The organism is Pseudomonas sp. 58(2021), from assembly GCF_017491585.1.
In the GTDB taxonomy this organism is placed as follows: domain Bacteria; phylum Pseudomonadota; class Gammaproteobacteria; order Pseudomonadales; family Pseudomonadaceae; genus Aquipseudomonas; species Aquipseudomonas fluorescens_BT.
Genome location: NZ_JAFGYZ010000008.1, coordinates 103741 through 123959 on the forward strand (window position 1 = coordinate 103741; position 20219 = coordinate 123959).

At 52.9% G+C, this 20219-nt stretch carries 16 protein-coding genes; 1 reads left to right on the plus strand and 15 read right to left on the minus strand.

All coding sequences use genetic code 11. The features are described 5' to 3' along the window. Positions 1–9: 9 nt before the first annotated feature. From J5M72_RS11430 to J5M72_RS11440, 3 genes are all read right to left on the minus strand, one after another. The gene (locus tag J5M72_RS11430) at positions 10–804 is read right to left on the minus strand and encodes an SDR family oxidoreductase (RefSeq protein WP_207865497.1); all 795 of its coding nucleotides are present in this window, start codon (positions 802–804) and stop codon (positions 10–12) included. Positions 805–1021: 217 nt separating this feature from the next. Further along, a complete protein-coding gene (locus J5M72_RS11435) occupies positions 1022–1360 on the minus strand; it encodes a helix-hairpin-helix domain-containing protein (protein ID WP_169431354.1) in 339 nt (112 codons plus the stop codon). A gap of 112 nt (positions 1361–1472) precedes the next feature. Then, positions 1473–3467, minus strand: coding sequence for a nucleoside-diphosphate sugar epimerase/dehydratase (locus J5M72_RS11440; RefSeq protein WP_169431355.1), 1995 nt, complete (start codon positions 3465–3467; stop codon positions 1473–1475). A gap of 393 nt (positions 3468–3860) precedes the next feature. Here J5M72_RS11440 and J5M72_RS11445 point away from each other — a divergent pair, with 393 nt between their 5' ends. Further along, complete coding sequence (locus J5M72_RS11445; RefSeq protein ID WP_207865498.1) at positions 3861–4625, plus strand: SGNH/GDSL hydrolase family protein; 765 nt, start codon at positions 3861–3863, stop codon at positions 4623–4625. 8 nt (positions 4626–4633) lie between these two features. Here the strand turns inward: J5M72_RS11445 and J5M72_RS11450 are convergent, their stop codons facing one another. The 12 genes from J5M72_RS11450 to J5M72_RS11505 form a co-directional block, all read right to left on the minus strand. After that, positions 4634–6373 carry a glycosyltransferase gene (locus J5M72_RS11450; RefSeq protein ID WP_243433289.1) on the minus strand — a complete coding sequence of 580 codons (1740 nt, stop codon included), beginning with the start codon at positions 6371–6373 and terminating at the stop codon, positions 4634–4636. A 396-nt stretch (positions 6374–6769) separates the two neighbouring features. After that, entirely contained in the window at positions 6770–7786 is a 1017-nt protein-coding gene (locus J5M72_RS11455; protein WP_207865499.1) for a glycosyltransferase family 4 protein, read from the minus strand. Continuing rightward, positions 7783–8754: an SDR family oxidoreductase gene (locus tag J5M72_RS11460; RefSeq protein WP_207865500.1), complete on the minus strand. Its 972-nt coding sequence runs from the start codon at positions 8752–8754 to the stop codon at positions 7783–7785. Before J5M72_RS11460 ends, J5M72_RS11455 begins: the two co-directional genes overlap by 4 nt. A 199-nt stretch (positions 8755–8953) precedes the next feature. Next, positions 8954–10333: an FAD/NAD(P)-binding protein gene (locus J5M72_RS11465; protein WP_207865501.1), complete on the minus strand. Its 1380-nt coding sequence runs from the start codon at positions 10331–10333 to the stop codon at positions 8954–8956. Further along, the gene (gene cysC, locus J5M72_RS11470; RefSeq protein ID WP_169431360.1) at positions 10330–10923 is read right to left on the minus strand and encodes an adenylyl-sulfate kinase; all 594 of its coding nucleotides are present in this window, start codon (positions 10921–10923) and stop codon (positions 10330–10332) included. The genes J5M72_RS11465 and cysC overlap by 4 nt, the downstream gene beginning before the upstream one ends. Before the next feature lie 169 nt (positions 10924–11092). Continuing rightward, positions 11093–12439, minus strand: a complete 1347-nt coding sequence (locus J5M72_RS11475; protein WP_207865502.1) for a glycosyltransferase — start codon at positions 12437–12439, stop codon at positions 11093–11095. Positions 12440–12493: 54 nt separating this feature from the next. Then, positions 12494–13426 (minus strand): NAD-dependent epimerase/dehydratase family protein, encoded by a 933-nt coding sequence (locus J5M72_RS11480; RefSeq protein ID WP_207865503.1) that lies wholly within the window; start codon positions 13424–13426, stop codon positions 12494–12496. A gap of 94 nt (positions 13427–13520) precedes the next feature. Then, positions 13521–15728, minus strand: a complete 2208-nt coding sequence (locus J5M72_RS11485) for a glycosyltransferase family 4 protein (RefSeq protein ID WP_243433290.1) — start codon at positions 15726–15728, stop codon at positions 13521–13523. 8 nt (positions 15729–15736) lie between these two features. Then, complete coding sequence (locus J5M72_RS11490) at positions 15737–16885, minus strand: acyltransferase (RefSeq protein ID WP_169431363.1); 1149 nt, start codon at positions 16883–16885, stop codon at positions 15737–15739. Positions 16886–16904: 19 nt separating this feature from the next. Beyond that, positions 16905–17360 (minus strand): hypothetical protein, encoded by a 456-nt coding sequence (locus tag J5M72_RS11495; protein ID WP_169431364.1) that lies wholly within the window; start codon positions 17358–17360, stop codon positions 16905–16907. Between the two features lie 107 nt (positions 17361–17467). Further along, positions 17468–18526, minus strand: coding sequence for a glycosyltransferase family 2 protein (locus J5M72_RS11500; RefSeq protein WP_207865504.1), 1059 nt, complete (start codon positions 18524–18526; stop codon positions 17468–17470). Position 18527: 1 nt separating this feature from the next. Further along, positions 18528–20180 carry a sulfotransferase family 2 domain-containing protein gene (locus J5M72_RS11505; RefSeq protein ID WP_207865505.1) on the minus strand — a complete coding sequence of 551 codons (1653 nt, stop codon included), beginning with the start codon at positions 20178–20180 and terminating at the stop codon, positions 18528–18530. Positions 20181–20219 lie beyond the last annotated feature (39 nt).

Genomic DNA, 20219 nt, shown 5'->3' on the forward strand with positions numbered 1-20219 from the left:
AGAAGTTTTTTATTTGTATCGGCTGGCCGCCGAACTGTGGGACAGGTTGGGAGCCATCACGTGACGCGCAGCCACGAAGGCTTGCCATTCCCCGGCGTCGGGCAGCGAAGGAATCGTGACGAGCTCGCCCTGATCCAGACCGGACAGCGCTGCATCGACCATCTCACCCGCCTCCATGACCATTTCCGCCGGAATACCGCTGGCGTCAAAGCCTGAACGCTCCCAGATCTCGGTACGGGTCACTCCAGGCAACACCGCTTGCACCTTGACCCCGGTGCCTTCCAGTTCCGTATTGAGCGACTGAGTGAGACTCAAAACATAAGCCTTGCTGGCACTGTAGGTCGCATTGAAACGTTCCGGGAACAAGGCGACGACCGACGCGATATTGATGATCGTGCCGCGCCCGGCCTTGGTGAACGCGGCTGCGGCTGCCGAGGCCAGCCAGGTAAGGGTCGTGACGTTCAGTTGAATCAGTTTTTCCAGTTGGTCCGGGTCGGCATTGGCCAGCAATCCGTTCACTGCAACCCCGGCATTGTTGACCAACAGATTGATGCTGGAGTCGCTGCGCAGGCGTTGCTCGAGTTTGCGCACTTCAGCCTTTTGCGTGAGATCGGCCTTCAGCACGTCGACCCGGACACCATGAGCGTCCCGCAACTTGCTGGCCGCCGATTCCAGGCGCTCCTGATCTCGGGCGACCAGCAACAGATCAAAACCACGCGCAGCCAATCGCTCCGCATACACGGCACCGATGCCGGAGGACGCACCGGTGACAAGCGCGGTGCCCTGGGATTTCGAGGAATTCATGGCAATACTCCTGAAGCAAATGGGAAGGGTCGCATCTGAAGGCGAGCCTGTGCCTCAGTGTCGACGAATATATTATAGGCATAATCTCAAGCTTATATGATAGCCATAATTTTCCACTGCCCGACAGGAGGGCTACGACCATCCACCGCACTTCATCTTTCGGGCGAGAATGAAAAGGGCCGGTCAATGACCGGCCCCTTGGCGTCTAACAATCAGCTTAGTTCACTTCCAGCTTGTCGCGATTGCGATCCAGGATCGCTTTGCCGATGCCCTTCACTTCCAGCAATTCTTCTACCGAGGCAAATGGCCCATTAGCATCACGGTAGGCAACAATCGCCTTGGCTTTCGCTTCCCCTACACCGGATAACTGCTTTTGCAAGGTAGCGGCATCGGCGCCGTTGAGATCGACCTTTTCAGTCGACGCCAACCTGTCGGTCACTTCCGCGACCACTGTCGTCTTCTCCGTTTGAGAGACGGCAAGAGGGGCAGCAACAGTGGCTATTGAGGCGCTGGCAAGCAGTGCAAAAAACAGAGAGTAGAAAAAACCGTTACGCATAAATGACGCTCCATGACATCGATTGAGAGAGCAGCTTTTCCCAAGCTGCCTCCCAAACTTAGGTCATGTCTGGCGAGAGTCAAAAGTGTGTCTATTACAGGATATGAAACAATCAGGGTTCAAGCCTGCGCTGCTGATAAATCCAGTCGACGATCTCGCCGTCAGGTGCGTAGCCGCTCACGGTTTCGCGCAGTAATTGACGAACCCGGGAATAATCATCGCGATCAAGGGCTGCAAGCAATTCAGTCAATCGTGACTTCAATAGGTCCCACGGCAAATGATCTTCATTGGCGGTCATGATCATCGGATGCGGCGTGGCAGCTACGTTGTCGCCTATCAAAAGCTCTTCATAGAGTTTTTCACCAGGGCGCAGTCCAGTGAATTCAATCGAAATGTCACCCTGCGGATTGCGCTCGGAGCGAATGCTCAGACCGGAGAGATGAATCATTTTCTCGGCGAGTTCGACGATTCTGACCGGCTCCCCCATATCGAGTACGAATACATCGCCACCTTGTCCCATCGACCCCGCCTGAATGACGAGTTGTGCGGCCTCAGGGATGGTCATGAAATAGCGGGTTATTTTCGGATGAGTGACAGTCAGCGGACCGCCCGATTTGATCTGGCTGTGAAACAGTGGAATCACTGAGCCGGAGGAGCCCAGCACATTGCCGAAGCGCACCATGGTAAAGCGGGTTTTATTGACCCGGGATACGTTGGCGTTGTCTCCGAACAATACCGGCGCGGTCTCGCGGCTCAAAGCCTGCAGCGTCAGCTCCGCAAGACGCTTTGTACTGCCCATGATGTTGGTGGGGCGCACCGCCTTGTCAGTGGAAATAAGCACAAAATTCGAGACGCCGGACTGAAGTGCAGCCTGTGCCGTGTTGAGTGTGCCGATCACATTGTTGAGCACACCCTCCGCGATATTGTGCTCAACCATTGGCACATGCTTGTAGGCTGCCGCGTGATAGACGGTGTCCACCTTCCAGGTTTTCATCACATCGAGCAGCTTGTCCTCATTACGGATGGAGCCGAGGATCGGCAACAGGCGAACGGGTGTCGACTCCCTGCAACCACGATGTTCGAGTTCCGAGAGAATGCTGTACAGGTTGAACTCGCTGTGTTCGTAGAGCACCAGGGTCGTCGGACCCAGGGTGAAAATCTGCCGGCACAGTTCGGCACCGATAGAGCCACCAGCTCCCGTGACCATCACAACCTTGCCATTGATGCAACGCGCCAGCAGATCCGGCTGAGCCGGTACCGAGTCCCTGCCCAGCAAGTCGGCAATATCGACTTCCTGAATGTCTTCTACCTTGACCCGGCCGCTAGCCAGATCCGTGAAGTTCGGGACACTGCGCACGTGAAGAGGAAAACCTTCAAGCAGATTGAGAATCTCCCGACGCCGGGCTCGGGTCGAAGACGGCAATGCCAGGAGCATTTCCTGAGCGCCGGTCACGTCGATCATCTGTTGAATGTTTCTGGGCTTGTAAACCTGGAGCCCTGAAATCGAGCGATCCGAGATGTCGGGATCATCATCAATGAAGGCCACCGGACGCATGACCCGACCCATTCGAAGGGCAGCGACAAGTTGATTGCCAGCAACACCCGCCCCGTAAACCGCTACCTTGATCAATCCATCATCACGACTGGTGAACGGCACATGTTGAGCGGCGGTGAACCAGTCCCCCATGAAAAACTGACGCATGCAAAGTCGCAAGCCGCCAATGATCATCATGCTTAACCACCAGTAGTTGAAGATGATCGAGCGCGGAACCACGGATTCGTGATTGCTGTACCAGTAAACGACCACCGCCAGAATCAGCGAGGACAGACTGACTGCCTTGACGATGGCAATCAGCGCGTCATTGCCGAAGTAACGCATGACCGCTCGATACATGCCGAAGCGTATGAACAGCGGAATGGCGATAACGGGAGCGCAGGCGAAGAGCCAGATGTGTGCCTTGAACGGGTTATACATATCATCGATACCCAGACGCACGATGAACGACAACCACAGGGCGACCCATACCAGAACAATGTCGGTAGCCACCTGAAGCAAACGTTTCTGTTTGCGAGGCAAACCCAACAGAACAGTACGCACTTTATCCATTCACTCGTTCGAGCACTTGGCTCCCTCCTTCGACAGTCGACGACCCGCATTGTAACCTCAATGCAGGAGGCACTATCTGAATATTGACCGGCTACAGCCCGTGAATTGGTACGGCATTTCCACATCAGCATTTCGAACGGTTCAAGCACTTTACAGTCGACAAAAAGCGGATTTGATCCCCCAAAAGCGAGCCCGTGAATTGTACTGTCGGCATGATTCGACAAGAGTCCCGGATCAATGACTTCAGACAGTCACCTCCAGACATCGACAGCCTGCTCAAGGTGTTCGCTGAGCAGATTTGTGACTCAACTAGGCGCACATGCCCTGACCCTATAGAATTTCGCTCTGGTCAATGCACCACCTCAAATCACTGAATCAGGAAGCTCTCAGACAATGACCCCTGTACTAGTACTCGGCGACTCTCACGCGTCAGTTTTCAGTTCGGATGAAATGAGAACGCTGCTGTCCGAGTATTCGTTCGAGGTCATTTCCGTCGGAGGAGCAACTGTATCGGGATTGAAAAATCCAAATGCCGTCACTCAGGCGATGCCACAATTCACGGCCGCACTGGATGCGACGCACGCCAAGACAGTCATCGTCATGCTCGGCGAGGTCGATACCGGATTTGTGATTTGGTATAGAGCACAGAAACACGATAGCTCAGTTGAGCAAATGCTGCAGTTGGCCCTTGATAACTATCAAAAGCTTCTGAAAGACATTGCTCGGACGCATCAAGTAATCGCCCTCAGTACGCCCTTGCCGACGATTCAGGATGAAATGGAATGGGGTGAAGTTGCAAACCTGCGAAAAGAAGTAAAAGCGTCACTGGCTGACAGAACTCGATTGACCATTGAGTTCAACAACCGCATGGAAGAGTTCTGCCGCCGTGAACGCTTCAGTTACTTGAATCTCGACAGTCACTCGATAGATGCATCCGGACGCCTCAAGGAATCCTTGCGCAACCCTGATCCCAGTGACCATCACTATGACCCATCGGCCCACGCTCTCATGATCGCGCCCTGCTTGGCGCCCGTGCTTGAACACTGCCGGCGCATGGAGCACGAAGGCATTGACAGCCTGGACGCCAATGCCGCCGATAGACCTGACCGTTGTAATCTTCTCAGTAGACTGTGGCGAGCAATGTCGAGTAAAAAGTAAGTCAGCGGCTACCCACACCTGTCCCAAACGCCTCGAGGGCTTCCCGCACGAAGGTAGTCGGCAAAGGGATCGGATCCGGCGACCGCCAGACCGCGTTCGGACACATAGGCGTCAGGCTGAAAACCCGCAACGAGTGGCGGAACACTCATACCCCGCGCCCTTCCCCGTATATTGCTCAAGACATCTTGAACGACGGTTGCTCCATTGCCTCCGACCAACAGGCCCGACTCAACGATGGTATCGACATCCTGCTTTTCCTGTCGGGTTCGTCTGGATGCACTTACACCCAACGCTTCGATTTTTCTGACATAGGAATCCATGTCGAAATAGGTCGCCGCCGCGTTATAACTCAGATTGACTGCTTGCTCATACAACGAACTCGAATCAGCCAGCGCGAATATCTTCTCGGCGGCACTGGTGACATCCAGATAATTGGCAACACACACATCCCGCAATCCGCAGGACGAAAGAAAATCTGAAATCCCGCTCGCCTTGTCGAAACAGACTACCGGCAGCCGCTCCGCAATGGCATCAATGGCGACGTTAGGCAATGGATCCAGCCTTGAGGAAATGAACAGCACATCCGCTTCTTCATATGCGGTGCTGATTGCGGAGGTCTCCCCCAGTATCACAAACCGGTCTCGCAAACCCGATCGTTTGATCTGATCTGCGAGATAGACCGAATACCCATCTTCGGCACCCTGCATGTAGCCCTGACCAATCCAGACGAAACGAAACCGCTCTCCCCCGGGGCTATTCATGGCCTTGATCGCACATTGGATAAAAAGATCTACGCCCTTACGAAAATTGACATACCCGGCGCCAAATACAACAAACTTTCTGTCAGTGTCACTTTTCGGTCGAATTTGTTCCCGAAGCTTATCCGCCTCCATCCGTGCTTGATCTTCACTGCCTTTTTGCTCGGTAAGAACGCACCGCCCTTGTGGAAGGATGTGCGTGGGGAAGTGCTTAAATGCCGGAAATGAATCCTGTGCGTTCTCCTGCGTCAACCCCGCAGAAAACACAACTTCACTACTCCACAATAATGTATCCGACAACAACGCCTGTGAATTGGGGTAGGCAGAGGCAAACTCATGAATCAGATAAACAGATGGAATAAAGTTCCTGGCAAGCGGTTCGAGAACGAGGTTGCACTCCATACTATTGACCAGTGCAAACTGGAAACTGAACTCGACACTCAACTGTTGTATTGCAAGTTGCACATACTCAGCATTATGTCTGAGTGCGGGACTGCTCACGGTTGCAACAGCGGCATCCTTAAACGCCCCCAGGAGCGGGCCATTTCCAAGCAGTAATACAACCACGTTATATCGAACCGACAAGCGCTCGACGAGATTGAGCGCCAGAATGGGGGCTCCCGAACGCGATGCCTCATGACTGACAACCAGGATGGTGTCCAGCTCAGGATTAAAGGCATGCGTCTCGGAACGATGCACTAGCGGCAACGTCACGACCCGCCAGGCATCATGCCGACCGTGGTTCAAGTAATGATGGACAGGGTCAGCGGCGCCCAGGTCAGGGTTCATTCGTAAATAGAATGCCGGATCAAAATTCTCAGGAAGCAGGCTCGCATCGTGAGTTTCTCCGATGCCAGCCGGTGACATCACCCCCGCAGCCAACGGCGAATTATTCTTTTGCAGCTTCGGAGGAAGATTGGGATTCGCCAGCCTTAACCGTGCAGCATTCACAAACCCTAGAAGTTTTGACAGGAAGATACTGCGAGACAAAATCTGCTCCTCTCCGATCGCTTTATTCCAAGAACAAAGCATCATTAGAAATACTGTTATACACCTGATGAGTCAAATCACTTACCGGACAAAGCCAGCCCCAGTGTTGATTCCGACCCGACGTAGACACCAAACGTTCCATCGACGAATTCAGTATTAATTTCGAGGACTTCAGGCCTCGAGGCGGCATTGCGGTTGCCGTTGTACGCGCAGGTATACACACTTTTTACAATTTACGGATCAGTCTTGGCCATAGGCACTCGCTTTTCTGCGGTGACAGAGCGTATTGGCGCTTCAGATCGCAATGAGGATGTTGCGTGCAACTCGTCCCACCTGCCCCGCTCTGGCAGGTGGGACGCACGCCTGCACAGCAAATGCCATGCGCACCAAGGTTGCTCAACTGGTTTCCGGCTGGCCTGCTTGATACTTTACCGCCAGCCAAACAAGAGGCACGTATGCCATCACCAATGCGAGTACGCCATCAACCTTGAAGCAGACGACACAGAGTGCAATCGGCAGCAGCCACAGGAGATTGATCAGTCCGACCACGGAAGTCACCGGCAAATGACTGCCGACCCGACGGGACGCAAACTGATAGGCGTGACTGCGATGCGCCTCGTAGACCTTATCCCCGCGCAACAACCGACGTAACAGGGTAAATGTCGCATCGACAATGAACACGCCTAACAATATCAGCCAGGCCCACAGCAATCCTGGCTCCACCCAGGCAGCCTGGAGTGACAGGACACCCAGGATGATTCCCAGAAATCCGCTGCCCGCATCCCCCATGAAAATTTTTGCCGGCGGGAAGTTCCAGCACAGAAAACCACCTGCGCAAATTGCGAGCAAGATGGGTGGCCACGCCAGTTCGGGCAAGCCGATCACCCAATACAACAACCCCGCACCCAAGCCGATCGTAACGGCTTCGACACCGGCAATACCGTCAATGCCGTCCATGAAGTTGTACAGATTAAGCATCCAGACCAGGTAGATGACGGCCACAAGATGCCCCAACCAGCCCAGTTGAATACTGAAGCCGCCGATCATCACGGGTGACAACCCACCAATCCAGTAAACACCCCATGCTGCTGCAAAAAAATGAGCCAGAAGGCGCCAGCGCGCAGCGATATGACCATGGTCGTCCAAAAAACCTATAACAGCGGTGATACCGCCTGCCCCCATTAATGCAATCAATGCTCCTTGGCCAATAAGCCCGACCTGGAACAGCACCAACAATGCAAGGATGAACACCAGCACGATGGCGACCCCTCCTCCTCGCGGAGTGGGAACCGAATGGGAACTGCGCTGATTGGGTATATCCATCAGACTTCGCGACAGCGCGTAACGGCGCAGACAGGCGGTCAGGACGAAAGATAGCCCGGCCACCGCCGGGATGAGCCACCAATGATTCATGGTTTTCGGTTTTCCAGAAATGGTTTCACGGTGGCGGCCAGCCCCTGCTCAAAGCTGAATGGCGGAACCCAACCCAACAAACGCTGGTTCTTACCGATATCGACCTGGAGCGAACCGAAAACTCGCTGGGCAACCGCACCTCGCCCCACCAGTCTTGCGATGGCACTCACCAGACTGACTGGCAATGGGAGCAGTACAGCGCGCTTTTTCAGGGCGGCGGCGATACTACGCAACAACTCCGTGGTTGATACATCATGCCCGTCACTGGCCAAAAAGACCTGACCAGCCGCAGCGGGGTGTACAAAGCACGTCACGATCAGATCAATCAGGTTATCAAGGCTTACCAGGCTTCGTCGGTTGTGTACCGCGCCCAATGGCAGAGGAATTCCGCGCTGCAACCAGCGGATCATACTCAAGAAATTGGCTTTTACACCCGCCCCATAAACCAGAACGGGCCGGATGATCACAACTTCCATTTCAGTGGTTGTTGAGAGTTGTTTCAATCCAATTTCTGCTTCGAGCTTGGAGATACCGTAAGGATCGACGGGAGCCGGTGTGTCATCGGCAGTAAATACGCTACCCGGCTCGGTGAACTCACCATTTACCTTGATTGAGCTGATGAAGATAAAACGTTTCACACCGGCCTTTGCTGCCTGTCGGGCAAGATTCAGAGTGGCATCGACATTCACCCGCCGAAACTCCGCCAGCGGATCCGTTGCCGCCTCATCCATGACGTGCACTCGCGCACCGCAATGCACTACGACATCAATCCCGGTTAACGCATCTCGCCAATCAGCATTGGCCGTCATGTCTGCAAGCATGAAACGACGAATTTCCCGAGGCAGATCGAGACACTCCCGTCTCAAGGCGGCAACCGGCAGATAACTTTTGGAAGTTGCCAGATGTCGCAGCAAGGCCCCACCCAGAAATCCCGACCCACCCGTCACAAGCACGGATTGAACACTCATTGACAAGGCTCAACCCGAGGACGCCGAACCTTTGAAATCAAACGACAGGTGAACGGGGACGAATAACTCACGACAACGTCATCGAGACCAGACCTGCTAACCGGCACCATTTATTATTCACTCAGGCGTTGTTGATTGTTTGATCACTGTCCAAAAACGAAAGAAGTCGCCCGACCTGAAGACCGGGCGAATGCTCCCACTACCGACTGATGCTTGTAGCGACCCGCAAGGCCAGATCCTTCGCATATTTCCTCAATTCCGGGACAGCAGTGGCCTCCCAGAATTGCGCCTTGAGCATCGGGCCAACATAACTCAACCAAGGCACCGTGTTGCCGTGCGCATCCAATACGCAAAGCGATTCATCAACACGGATACCCAATCCCAGGCTGTCCAGCTTTATCAGACCTGCCTGACGCAACTGAGCGATCAGACGATCATCAACGCGGGCAAGGTTTGAGTTCGGTCCGGTGCAATTGATGACATGCGAAACGTCAACGGTCTCGACCGTGGACTTTCCTCGCTGTTCAACATGAACACGCAAGCCTTTTGCCAACCGCTCGATACTCTGGATTCTTCCTGCCATTGGCCGAAGTCGGCCCTGTTCGATCTGCGCTGAAAATGCTTTGAAAGACTCAGGTGCGACTCTGTGGCGATGAGCATCCCAGTAGACTTGCAGATGACGCAGAAAACGCCGCCGCTCCACTTCATTCAAGCGGCCCCACAAGTGCGCTGTAATCGGTCGCAAAGCGCCGACAATATCACGCCAGTCGATTTCTCTCTCGGCCGCCAGGCGAACCAGCTCGCGTATGCGGCGAAGGTAACCCAAAGCAGTCGGAGAAGCGGACTGCAGGCTCTGAACGACCTCGCCTGCAATGGACTCGACATGGCGAGAGGCACGGTGTGGCAATGGCCGGACACCTCGCCGGGAGAGCATGTACACCACCCCCCGATGCCCCTGCTGATCCAAAGTCAACGCCACATCCAACGCAGTCAATCCGGCTCCCAACAGCAGAATCGGAGCTTGCGGATCGATCGGTTCTTCGATGGCCCCCGACCAGGGATCAGCCAGATAACGACCGGCGTCTCGGGCAACCGAGGTGATGGATGGGTTGAACGGTGAAAAATTTCCGAATGCCAGGATCACATGATCGGCAATCAGATTGCGGCCATCAACCAAGCTGATCCGGGCCTTTCCATCTTGATACTCAAGACTGTTGGCCTCGCAAGTGATCCGCTCGAAAGTCACCCCCTCTCGACAATTGTGCCCGGCATCGGCCAATAACCATGAGAGGTAGTCGCCATAGAGCTTTCGCGGCACAAAAGTAGATGACGTCGTACCCGGCAGGCGACCTTCGCAAAAGTGCAAAAAGTGATCTGGCTGATCGACCAATGCCGACATGTTGCCGGCCGGCACATTCAGCAAATGCCTTGAACTACTAGTGCCATACGCCAAACCTCGAGCCATTTCACCGGACCGGTTGAGCAGCACCACATGTGTACCAGGCTCGCAGACTTGCAAGAACTGCACGGCCGTCACCGCACCACTGAATCCCGCACCGATAATGACCAGGGTCTTCAATGATCCTTCCGCCCTTCCATAAATTGCATGATTTTTCTTACAGCCTCTGGCACATCATCCTTGAGTGTATTGATGTGAACATCCGGCGCTTCCGGCGGCTCATAGGAAGAATCGATACCGGTGAAGTTTTTCAGCTCGCCCGAGCGCGCCTTGGCGTAGAGCCCCTTTGTATCGCGGCGCTCGCACTCTTCCAAGGATGTGTCGATATGGACTTCAATAAAAAAAGCATCACCGATCACCTGCCGAGCCAATGCCCGGTCACGCCGAAACGGCGAGATGAACGCACTCACCACAATCAGCCCGGCATCGACGAACAACTTGGCAACTTCTGCAACTCGCCGGATATTTTCCGTACGGTCCTGATCGCTAAATTTCAGATCACGACACAGACCGAGACGAATGTTGTCTCCATCCAGCAGGTAGGTGTGACGATGTTCCTCCAGTAACGCCTGCTCAAGAGCGTTGGCAATCGTCGACTTACCGGCACCGCTTAGCCCGGTAAACCACAAAACCACAGGTCGTTGAGACTTGAGAGCACTACGCTGCTCCCGATCGACGACCATTTTATGAGCGACAAGATTTTCCGCCATCGCAAACACACCGCTGATATATATACATTGACTTGAATCAGGTATTTAACGCTTGAAGATGATTAATCTCTGACGTAAAAGCCCAAGTCCTGAAATAAGCGTGAAGGATAGACCGGGCCATTGCCCGCGCCAAGAAAAACCTCTACGAGCCGAAAAGAACCGACTGTTCCTACATGGATGAGTTCCAAATCTGAAACAACTCATCCACATAGACAGAAACAGATTTTGGAGGCATGGAATTCGCAGACAACTCCTCCAGCAACCTCTCTTCGCCGATCAGGCGTGTGAGAGCGTGTTGGAGCCCAATAACGCTGCCTGGCGCAAATAGCAATCCGTTGACATCATGAGTAACCGCCTCGGCGATTCCGGGCACATCGGACGCCACAACGGGACAACCGGCAGCCTGAGCCGAGTAGACAACAAGCGGGGTATTTTCATTCCAGACAGATGGCACTACCAGTGCATCCAGACCACCCAACACGTTGAAAATGTCATCATTCGAAAATGTGCCGCAGAACGTCACCGACTCATTCCCATCCGACAGACGATGCAGTTTGGCTACATATTCCGGAAATTCGGTTTGTTTGCCGTATATCTTGAGATGCACCTCGCGGGAAGAGAACTGCTGCAGCGCCTCCAGCAACACATGGCAGCCTTTATGCGAGGCGAGCGTACCGATGAAACCCAATACCAGCGGCCTATCATGCAACGTCCGCTCGCGCACCACGACAGGCTGGGCCAGGTTGATGCCATAGGACGACCTGACCATTATTTCGGATCGCACGCCGTTACGCAGAAGCAGTGACTCAATCATCCGATTGGGCGCAATGACAGCCTGCAGAAGATTCAACCGACGAATGTTGCGGTCAAGACGCTTATCGAGAGCACGCACCTCACCCACGAACGAAACCGTTGGGATCCGAGGAGAACGAGCCAGACGCACCAAACTATCGCTGACACTGTCGGGAATTGCGCTGACCAGAGTCGCGATTCGACCGGGCAGCAGATTGGCCGCGAAATGCACCGCACAATTTCCCGCGTCCGGACTCGGCCCGTCACAGGTCTGCCCGCCGCAGCGCAACAACTGCCCAGTGGGACAAATACTCCAGAAGTCGGTCGGCGTGTAATAAGCAGGCACACCTGCCATCACGGCCTTTTCAATCAGTCCGGTGCCGAGGCGGTTAAGGTGAAAGAAGTGCACAACGTCCGGCTGGAACTCTTTCAGCAATTGCTGAAAAAAGTCCGCAGCCAGATGGTTATCATAGCCAATTTCGATTTTCGACGTCTGATCACCCATCGGCACATATGCGTGCCGAAATCGGTCCACCAGAAGCCCGTCGTAATGATATTGGTCGAATCGCTCTTGATCCGTCAGCGCTTCAGTGGCCGGAAAACCTGTGAAGATCCTTACCTCATGCCCCCGCCCCTTCAGCTCGCGAGCGACGGACAGAGTCAGAACTTCGGTGCCTGCAGAAAATTCCGGAAAAAACTGATGTACGGTGAGCAGTACCTTCATTCGAGGTTGCAGCCAGCATTGCTGGAGAGCAAAAGGCAGCTCACCCGATAACCCTCACTTCTGCGATTCTTTCTTGGCCCATTCAAACGTTCTGAAGATACCGTCTTTCATGGAAATCCTGGGCGACCATCCGAGATCATCCTGCGCCAATTTATTGCACAACACACTCACGGGTACATCGAAAGAACGCCCAGGCTTGTAGTTTCTGGCAACCGGGGTGCCGCTGACCTCTTCGATCATCGACATGAGGCTGTTCAAACTTGTACCGATACCCGAACTGATATTGAAAACACTGGTTTTGCCGGTGTAGGTCACCGCTTTTGCAAATGCCTCCGCTACGTCGCTGACATGAAGAAAATCGCGCTGGACGTTGCCGTCTCCCCAGATTTCGATCGGCGTGCCCTTCAATACATTATGAATGAACACACCCACAGCACCTTGGGCTGTTTCCACGCGCTGGCGCTCGCCATACGGATTGGCAACCCGCAAAGACACTTGTTTGATGCCATGAAGGTGGCTGTATAGATGCAAATATTTCTCGATGGCCAACTTGGTTATGCCATAAGAAACCTCTGGATCAGTCGGATGTTTCTCATCAATAGGAATGTACTTCGGAGCGCCGTAAACAGTCCCGCCCGACGAAATGAAAACAATTCGACCGACCTTTTTTTCAACCATGGCATCAAGCAATTGCAAAGTTGCAATTACGTTGCTTTGCACATCATAGATCGGGTTTTCATTCGAGCTTTTTGGCAAGGTCGTCGAAACAAGATGCAAAACAACATCAACGCCGTCGATTGCCTCTTTGATACTACTGATATCCGACAGATCGCCCGTCATCCACTCGACTTGCTCATCAGGCAGAAACGCACGATAGGCAGGCACTCTCGGGCGTTCGAAAACGCGGATCGAATGCTTATCCTGTAACAAACGATCAACGATAGTCGATCCGATAAAGCCGCCGCCGCCAAACACTGTGATTTTCATAAAAACTCTCGACTAACATCGAAACTGTCGAAAAAACATTGACGTTAATCTGCAATAAAAAAGACGAAAAACCTACCACACAAGCAGAAACGCGTCAAGAAACAGACACTTTCAACCTTCGCGCAACCCTCCTGATTAAAGGCCTGTTGAAAATGAACCTGGCCCAGCGATTTCGACGCACCTTCGCTATCAGGAAAGCAAGAATACCTTGATTGAATGGAGCAGCGGTCTGTGCTTCATTCGTCAGACAGTGCGTTGAGTACAGATGATCGAGATAGGAAGTGACTCGTCTGTTTTCCAACGCATTCGTCGCTATTTCTCTGGCCAACCCCAGCGGCAAAAATGGTTGAGACGAATGTTTTCTGTTGGCTCGTGCCTCATCCATGATTTCCAGCCACTGACGACTGGTTGCAGCGGCAGTATAGTTCGCCTCAATCAACTGCCGACAGGCCAGCGCCTTGCGACGACGTGTCTCGGCGTCCGCCGCCAACTCTTGAAGCACCTGCACATAACGAGCGACTTCATCCTCGCCATGCTGGACCAGGTATCCGGTTTCCGCACCCACCAACTCGTCCTGGCCACCCACATCAGCCACAACCGGAACCACACCTGCCGCCATGGATTCGATAAGCGCAACCGAAATGCCTTCGTATTCGGATGGCATCAACAAGACGTCGGACACTGCCAGCAAGGAAAGCCAGTCAGCATGAGCCTTCGCCCCCAGCACCCGTACCTCTGTGCCCAGGTCATACTGCGCGATCAGACTTTCAAACGCAGGGCGCAGCTCCCCCTCGCCAATGACCAAGGCATTGAAGCGAACCCCCTTCTGCTTCGCCACGCTTAAAATCTCGGCAAGCTTCAGTGGCCGCTTCTGATCGCACATACGACCGGCAAAAATAATGGTGAGAGCCTGCTCATCCAAAGCAAAACCGCGCAATACCGCACCGCGCTCGCCTTCGGACAGGGACACCGGATGAGATTTGATTCCCGTATACATCACTCGAATCTTTTCCGGATCGGCGCCGAGCCTCTCCATCCAATCGGACAAGTGACGCGTGCTCACCACATTCAGATCAAGCGCGTCCTGGTAACCAACCGCGAATCGCGGGTGCCCACCATTGAGCCAATGCATCTCTTCGGTATGGCACAAATCCACAAACGCCGTTTCAGGCGCCATGGTGCGCAAGTAAGGCAAAAGCTGATAGCCCAATGTACTGCCGGCGATCAGTACCGTGTCGATGCTCCGGGATTCAATCAGATACAAAATAAAGCGTGGAAAATCCGACAAAGACAGAAAATTCGGCAGCACGAAAACATCACGAGTCAATTCGGCAAACTTTCCGAGCCAGCGATGATCTGCTTCCAGGGTCGCGCACACAGTGACATCAGCGCCACCAGCAACCAGGCCTTCGATAAGGTCAATATTGACCCGATCAGCCCCCCCTTCAACCATCCACGGCAAGAGAAACATGACCCGCCGGCCACTTGCATTGCGCTTGAGCGGGTTGCGGAAAGGAAACGCAACCGGCAACGTTTCATAGGCTGAAGGAAAACGCCGATTGACCTGTGGAATTGCCTTACCGGCCTTTATCTGGTCAGAATCAACATCATGCCCCACCTCCGAGAAAGCGCACCACTGCAGATACTCGGGAATCGTGTATCCCCAATACCCCTTGTCAGCCAGGCAAGAAAGCATCGCGAGCGGATCTCGACCGTCAGACAAAATCGCGATATCGGAGAAAGTCTCCAACAACACCGAACTGCGGAATACCGCCGCTCTGACCCTCAATTGAGCACTGGCAAGGTAATGTTTACCCTCACTCAAATGATGGTTGATCAACCACCTATGCTCGCCCGGAATCATTCCCAAGGAGTTGCAAAAAGCAAATTCCGGATTCGATACCAAGGACCAGATGGCCTTTTCGATAAACGTTGATTTCAGTTGAGTTTTGGCATCCACCAGCACCACGTAATCAAATGCAGACCAAACCGCACTTGTGGATACACACTCGGCACGTGGGCGTAAAAGAACGCGCTCATCCTTCGCAACTTCAGCAATAAACGCCGCACTCAACTGTTCATCCAAGTTGCCGTCGTAACAAACTAGCCACTGCCAACGTTGAAAGGTCTGCACCCGCAGTGACTTGTAAACACCTGACAAATCACATGCGCGCTCACTTGCCAAACTGACAACAAGAACAGGCGCAGCCTGCCCCCCCTCGGCTTGAGCAGCTACGTAATCATTAGCCAGTGCGACCGTACCACAATAGCTGGAGAAATCCGGCGGTGTTGAGTTTTGCATAACAAGACCTACTTCCCTGCGCCAAGACGCTGGAGGCTCTTCAGAAATTTTACGAATGAAAACCCATCGACATCTCGAAGCTTCAGGAACGGCTTCTCAACCAAGCGATAAGTCAAATAAGCGAGCAGGTAAACACACAGAGTGAATATTGGATAAACGATCCAGGGATTATTATATATAGCCTCATGCAACCCAAATCTGTTCAACACCGAAATCACCAGGGTGAAGGCAAAAATATGCCCAAGGTAGATCGAGTAGGAGACCAGGCTCGTAAACTTGACAAAACGGTTGAGTAATTGCGAACGCGAAGGACGCAAATGGAAGAATGCGGGAATCAGAGCAGCAAAAAAAATCGCGGAACAGGAGAAAAACACTGACTGCAAAACTTTGTCATTTAACGTCCAAGGCACTCCCTGCTTTGTCAGAACAATGATGCCGACTACAAATGCCAAAGGGATATACCAAAAGCGGATAATCCGATCAAACAACGGTTTATGCCATGTATAGAGATAAGCCACCAGCACACCGAACCCAATGGCATCCAGACGATAGAGAACCACATAGCGGGCATCGTCATACCTGACCGGCTGGATTGGCATGCCAACACGGGCAAGAAACGGAACCACGATAAAAACCGCGATCGTTATCATCGCCGCCCGTTTTACGCTGGCGCCAAAACCGATCATCAGCAATATGAGCAAAGGGAACGTATAGTAAAACCATTCTTCTACAGCCAAGCTCCACGACAATCGATAAAAGTCTGTCATGGTCCAGGCGAAATTCTGAGCAAACACCAAGTATCGAAATTGCTCGCCGAAGGTCGTTGCACCTTGCCAGTCAAACTTCAACGAAACAAAGAAAAAGAACACGTAAAGCGGCAATGTTCTCATCCATCGGCGATACCAGAAGTTCGTGAGCCCTGCCGTTTTCGTTTCACCCCAACGCGCGGCCTCTTTAAGCAGAATTCGACCGATCAGGAAACCACTCAGGCAAAAAAACAAATCCACACCAAAAATGGCCAGAAATGCGAAATTTGACAGAATTGGGCTGGGAAGAGAGTGCCCCAGCATATGCCCGAATACGACAAGCAGGCATGCAAGCGTCCGACAGACATCAAGTCCGAAAGAACGATTGGGATCCGCAACAGCTGTGCTCATATCAATTCACTACCGAAGACTATTTATTAAAGGAGACCTGCTTGTCCCAGAGGATTTCGCAGCAGTTGCCCTGCGGCGAACGGAACTGGCCAACCGCAACCCGATCAACGGTTGAAAGCCCGTACGCAACCTCATAGCGACAGTAAGCAATCCCCGATCGCGTCTCCGTGGACGTAGGCTTGAGGGAATTCAGGTTGAAATCCTTGTTGATAAAGCCTTCTGCCCCCGCCTTTGAAGTGTCTCGTGGATAAATATGGAGAAAAAAGTTATCCGGAACCTGAGCAACATCGCAGCCTTTGAGCTCCAGCTTGAGGGCATTGCTGACGACATCCAGCGTCACGTGATCCGAAACCGCTATCGACGCAGCACGTTCAACAGGCGCCTCGGTATCTCCCCAACGGGTAAAATACAAAACGCCGGCCGCCAAACAGATAAAAAAAGAAACAGAACTCAGAATCTTCAGGTCAATCTTCACTCAGTGCCTCTACTTCACAAACAATAAAACCAGCGACACCCTCGGTTCCATATCAAAGAGAGTCACTGGTTACGGCGCCGCAGCGCTGGAAAATTCGGTGCGCCGCGTCAGACGGCGCCTAGCTTACGAAGAAACTTACCCACCAGAGCTCGCCATCCAGTAGCAACAGCAACCGCAGGCTGCTCGGTGATCACTGCCGGGCTAAAAAAATCTTCTTTACCCGTAAGCCCGATGAAGTCCAGGTAATTGAAGCCATGCAGCGCTTCAATCTGCACCTGGGATTCGGCGTCCGTCATCAATCGATAAAGCAATTCGATACCGAAGAGCCTCGTACCTGAACAGGTGCCTGCATGAATTGCAACCATTGCCAACAGAAACTGGGTATTTGCACCCTGAGGCGTTACCCATTGCGCAGCTTCCGGAAAGATCTCAAGAATATCCGCTTGTGGCAAATCGACATAGTGTTGTTTCTGCAGATGCCATTCCAGCTTCAAGCGGGCTCGTCTATCCGGACGATCACCACTGGCATTGGACTGATCAGAGAAGATCCGGTGCAATGTCAGCTTTTCCTGAACGACATGGATATCGGACACCTTCAACAAACGGGTCCAAAGCTCCGCATCATCGATCTGAGCATGCGCACACTTGTACAGTTCGCTTTGCTCGTAGGCACTGCGCCTGACCAGAGCACTCGGATGGCACAATCTGTTCTCGTTGAAAAACAGAGCACGCAACCAGGCCGCTCGTGACTTGTTTGGCTGATTGAACCAATCGATAGACAATGGTTGATTGTTTTCGTCAATACATTGCACATGGGAGAACACAGCCCCGATGTGCGGATTGGCATCCAGCACAGCGACTTGCTTCTCTAACTTGTCCAGCGCCCAGGCATCATCCGAATGATGAATAGCGATGTAGTCACCGGTGCTCTGCGATTGGATAGCGCGATTAATATTGTAAATATAGCGGCGAGTTCGATCATTTCGAACCTTGATAATCCGCGGATCATCATAGCGCTGGATAACTTCCCAGGAAGCATCTGGCGAAACATCATCAACGACAATCAGTTCCCAGTCACCATAGGTTTGTTTGAGAACAGTATTAATCGCCTGTTCAATATACTTATCGTGATTATAGGAAGTCAGTACAACCGAAACCTTTGCCACCTTAATCTCCCTTGCGCCTTTTCATAATATGCACCGTCCTGCGCAATCGAGCGACGATTTTTGCATCAATATATTTGTAGGAGGTTAGATAGCGCTTGTGCTTAAGAGCAAACGCTTCACGCTCAGAAACAAGTGAGGCCACCTCCAACCGCGACCGCTCAAGATCAGCCCTCAACTGTGCTGACTCGGCCTTAGTCTGCTCGTGTGCAACTTTCGTCCGCTCGTGCTCGCCCTTCGTGTGTCCATGGTCGACCTGAGACTGATCGAGGAGTGATTTCAACTGACTAAAATCAGTCCTCAATTGTGCCAGCTCGCCTCTTGTCTGCTCGTGCGCAACTTTAGTCTGCTCGTGCTCGGCTTTCGTCTGTTCCTGGTCGACCTGCGCCTGTTCGTGTAGTAACTTCAACTGAAGAAAATCAGTTCTCAACTTTTCCAGTTCGGCTCTTGCCTGCTCGTACTCAACTTTCGTCCGTTCGTGCTCGACTCTTGCCTGCTCGTAATCTGCTTTCGTCCGCTCGCGCTCGACCCTTGCCTGCTCAATTACGACTTTCAACTCGTCAAGTTCAATCCTGGACTGATCGAGTTCCTTTTTTGAGAACTCAGTCTCTGCCTTCGAGCGCTCCAGCTCGACCCTGAGTTGCTGGCTTCGATCCGCCTCGACCTGCCCTGCCTGTTCGCTAAAGGCAGCCTGGAGCGCAAATAGCTGATCTTCCTTGCTCTTGCCGAAATCCATCCATGTCAGACGCTGCTCTGCGAGCCACTCCTTATCTTTCAACAACCCGGAAATTTGCTCAATGAAATACCGGCGCATTTCGCCAATGCGCTGATGCCGCCCACGCAGCAATTCAATCCCCTTGAGCGCTACCGTCAACTGCTCTTGCGAGAACGCTTCTTTCGCAGGAGGGATGGAAGTTGAGTAGTCATAGACTTCGAAGTCTTTCGCATAGAGCTCATCGATCACTGCCTTGGATCGCGGACTGATGAATTGCGGAAGATAAGGGATCAGGCTTTCGTTTGCTCTGGCCTTACTGAACGGACTGATGTACCCGTCACCGAGATGGCTGCGCAGCGCAGCATTGAGCGCTGCGGTGTCCTCGATTTTGGAAACGGCACTGTAGGAAAATATATCCGGCTGTAGCAAATCATATTGCGGTGTCCAGTGGGCGTCCTTGAAGTCGTTTCGTTCATTGGCGAACAGAAACTCAAGAAAACACTCGAAAGACGCGGTCACATCCGACATGGTCTCGACCGGAAAATCCACAAACGCCTTGCCTTTATACGGCTCGATTTGCAAGGGCTCGCCCAAAAGGATCTTCGACTGCCATGCAGAAAATATTCGCTTGTAGGGATTTCTCACCAGGGCAAAACTGAAATATCCCTCTGCCCTGACACGCTCAAGCTGCTCGGGAGAACGCACGAGCAATTGAGGAGCAACGGCCAGCAATGTGTCATGAATCACCAGTTCGGGGTCCGACTCGGAGCTGATCTTCAATTGCTTGACAGCCTCAGCAACCCCCTCAAGCTCCGCGAACCACCACTTCAACGAGGTGCAGGCCACCTTCGGCGTAGCGATGTAGAGCAACTTGCGCTCATCCGAAACACAGCTATTCCAAGAAAAATAGTCCAGCAAGCGCTGGTGATCACTGCTCGTCATTACCGTCTACTCAGGCTTGTTTTTTTTCTTGGGAATGGA

What these genes read in the sequence shown, in the direction of transcription:
- J5M72_RS11430 (WP_207865497.1), bottom strand. Translation starts at nt 804, where the DNA reads ATGAATTCCTCGAAATCCCAGGGCACCGCGCTTGTCACCGGTGCGTCC.
- J5M72_RS11490 (WP_169431363.1), bottom strand. Translation starts at nt 16,885, where the DNA reads ATGAGCACAGCTGTTGCGGATCCCAATCGTTCTTTCGGACTTGATGTC.
- J5M72_RS11440 (WP_169431355.1), bottom strand. Translation starts at nt 3,467, where the DNA reads ATGGATAAAGTGCGTACTGTTCTGTTGGGTTTGCCTCGCAAACAGAAA.
- J5M72_RS11505 (WP_207865505.1), bottom strand. Translation starts at nt 20,180, where the DNA reads ATGACGAGCAGTGATCACCAGCGCTTGCTGGACTATTTTTCTTGGAAT.
- J5M72_RS11485 (WP_243433290.1), bottom strand. Translation starts at nt 15,728, where the DNA reads ATGCAAAACTCAACACCGCCGGATTTCTCCAGCTATTGTGGTACGGTC.
- J5M72_RS11435 (WP_169431354.1), bottom strand. Translation starts at nt 1,360, where the DNA reads ATGCGTAACGGTTTTTTCTACTCTCTGTTTTTTGCACTGCTTGCCAGC.
- J5M72_RS11475 (WP_207865502.1), bottom strand. Translation starts at nt 12,439, where the DNA reads ATGAAGGTACTGCTCACCGTACATCAGTTTTTTCCGGAATTTTCTGCA.
- J5M72_RS11460 (WP_207865500.1), bottom strand. Translation starts at nt 8,754, where the DNA reads ATGAGTGTTCAATCCGTGCTTGTGACGGGTGGGTCGGGATTTCTGGGT.
- J5M72_RS11455 (WP_207865499.1), bottom strand. Translation starts at nt 7,786, where the DNA reads ATGAATCATTGGTGGCTCATCCCGGCGGTGGCCGGGCTATCTTTCGTC.
- cysC (WP_169431360.1), bottom strand. Translation starts at nt 10,923, where the DNA reads ATGGCGGAAAATCTTGTCGCTCATAAAATGGTCGTCGATCGGGAGCAG.
- J5M72_RS11445 (WP_207865498.1), top strand. Translation starts at nt 3,861, where the DNA reads ATGACCCCTGTACTAGTACTCGGCGACTCTCACGCGTCAGTTTTCAGT.
- J5M72_RS11480 (WP_207865503.1), bottom strand. Translation starts at nt 13,426, where the DNA reads ATGAAAATCACAGTGTTTGGCGGCGGCGGCTTTATCGGATCGACTATC.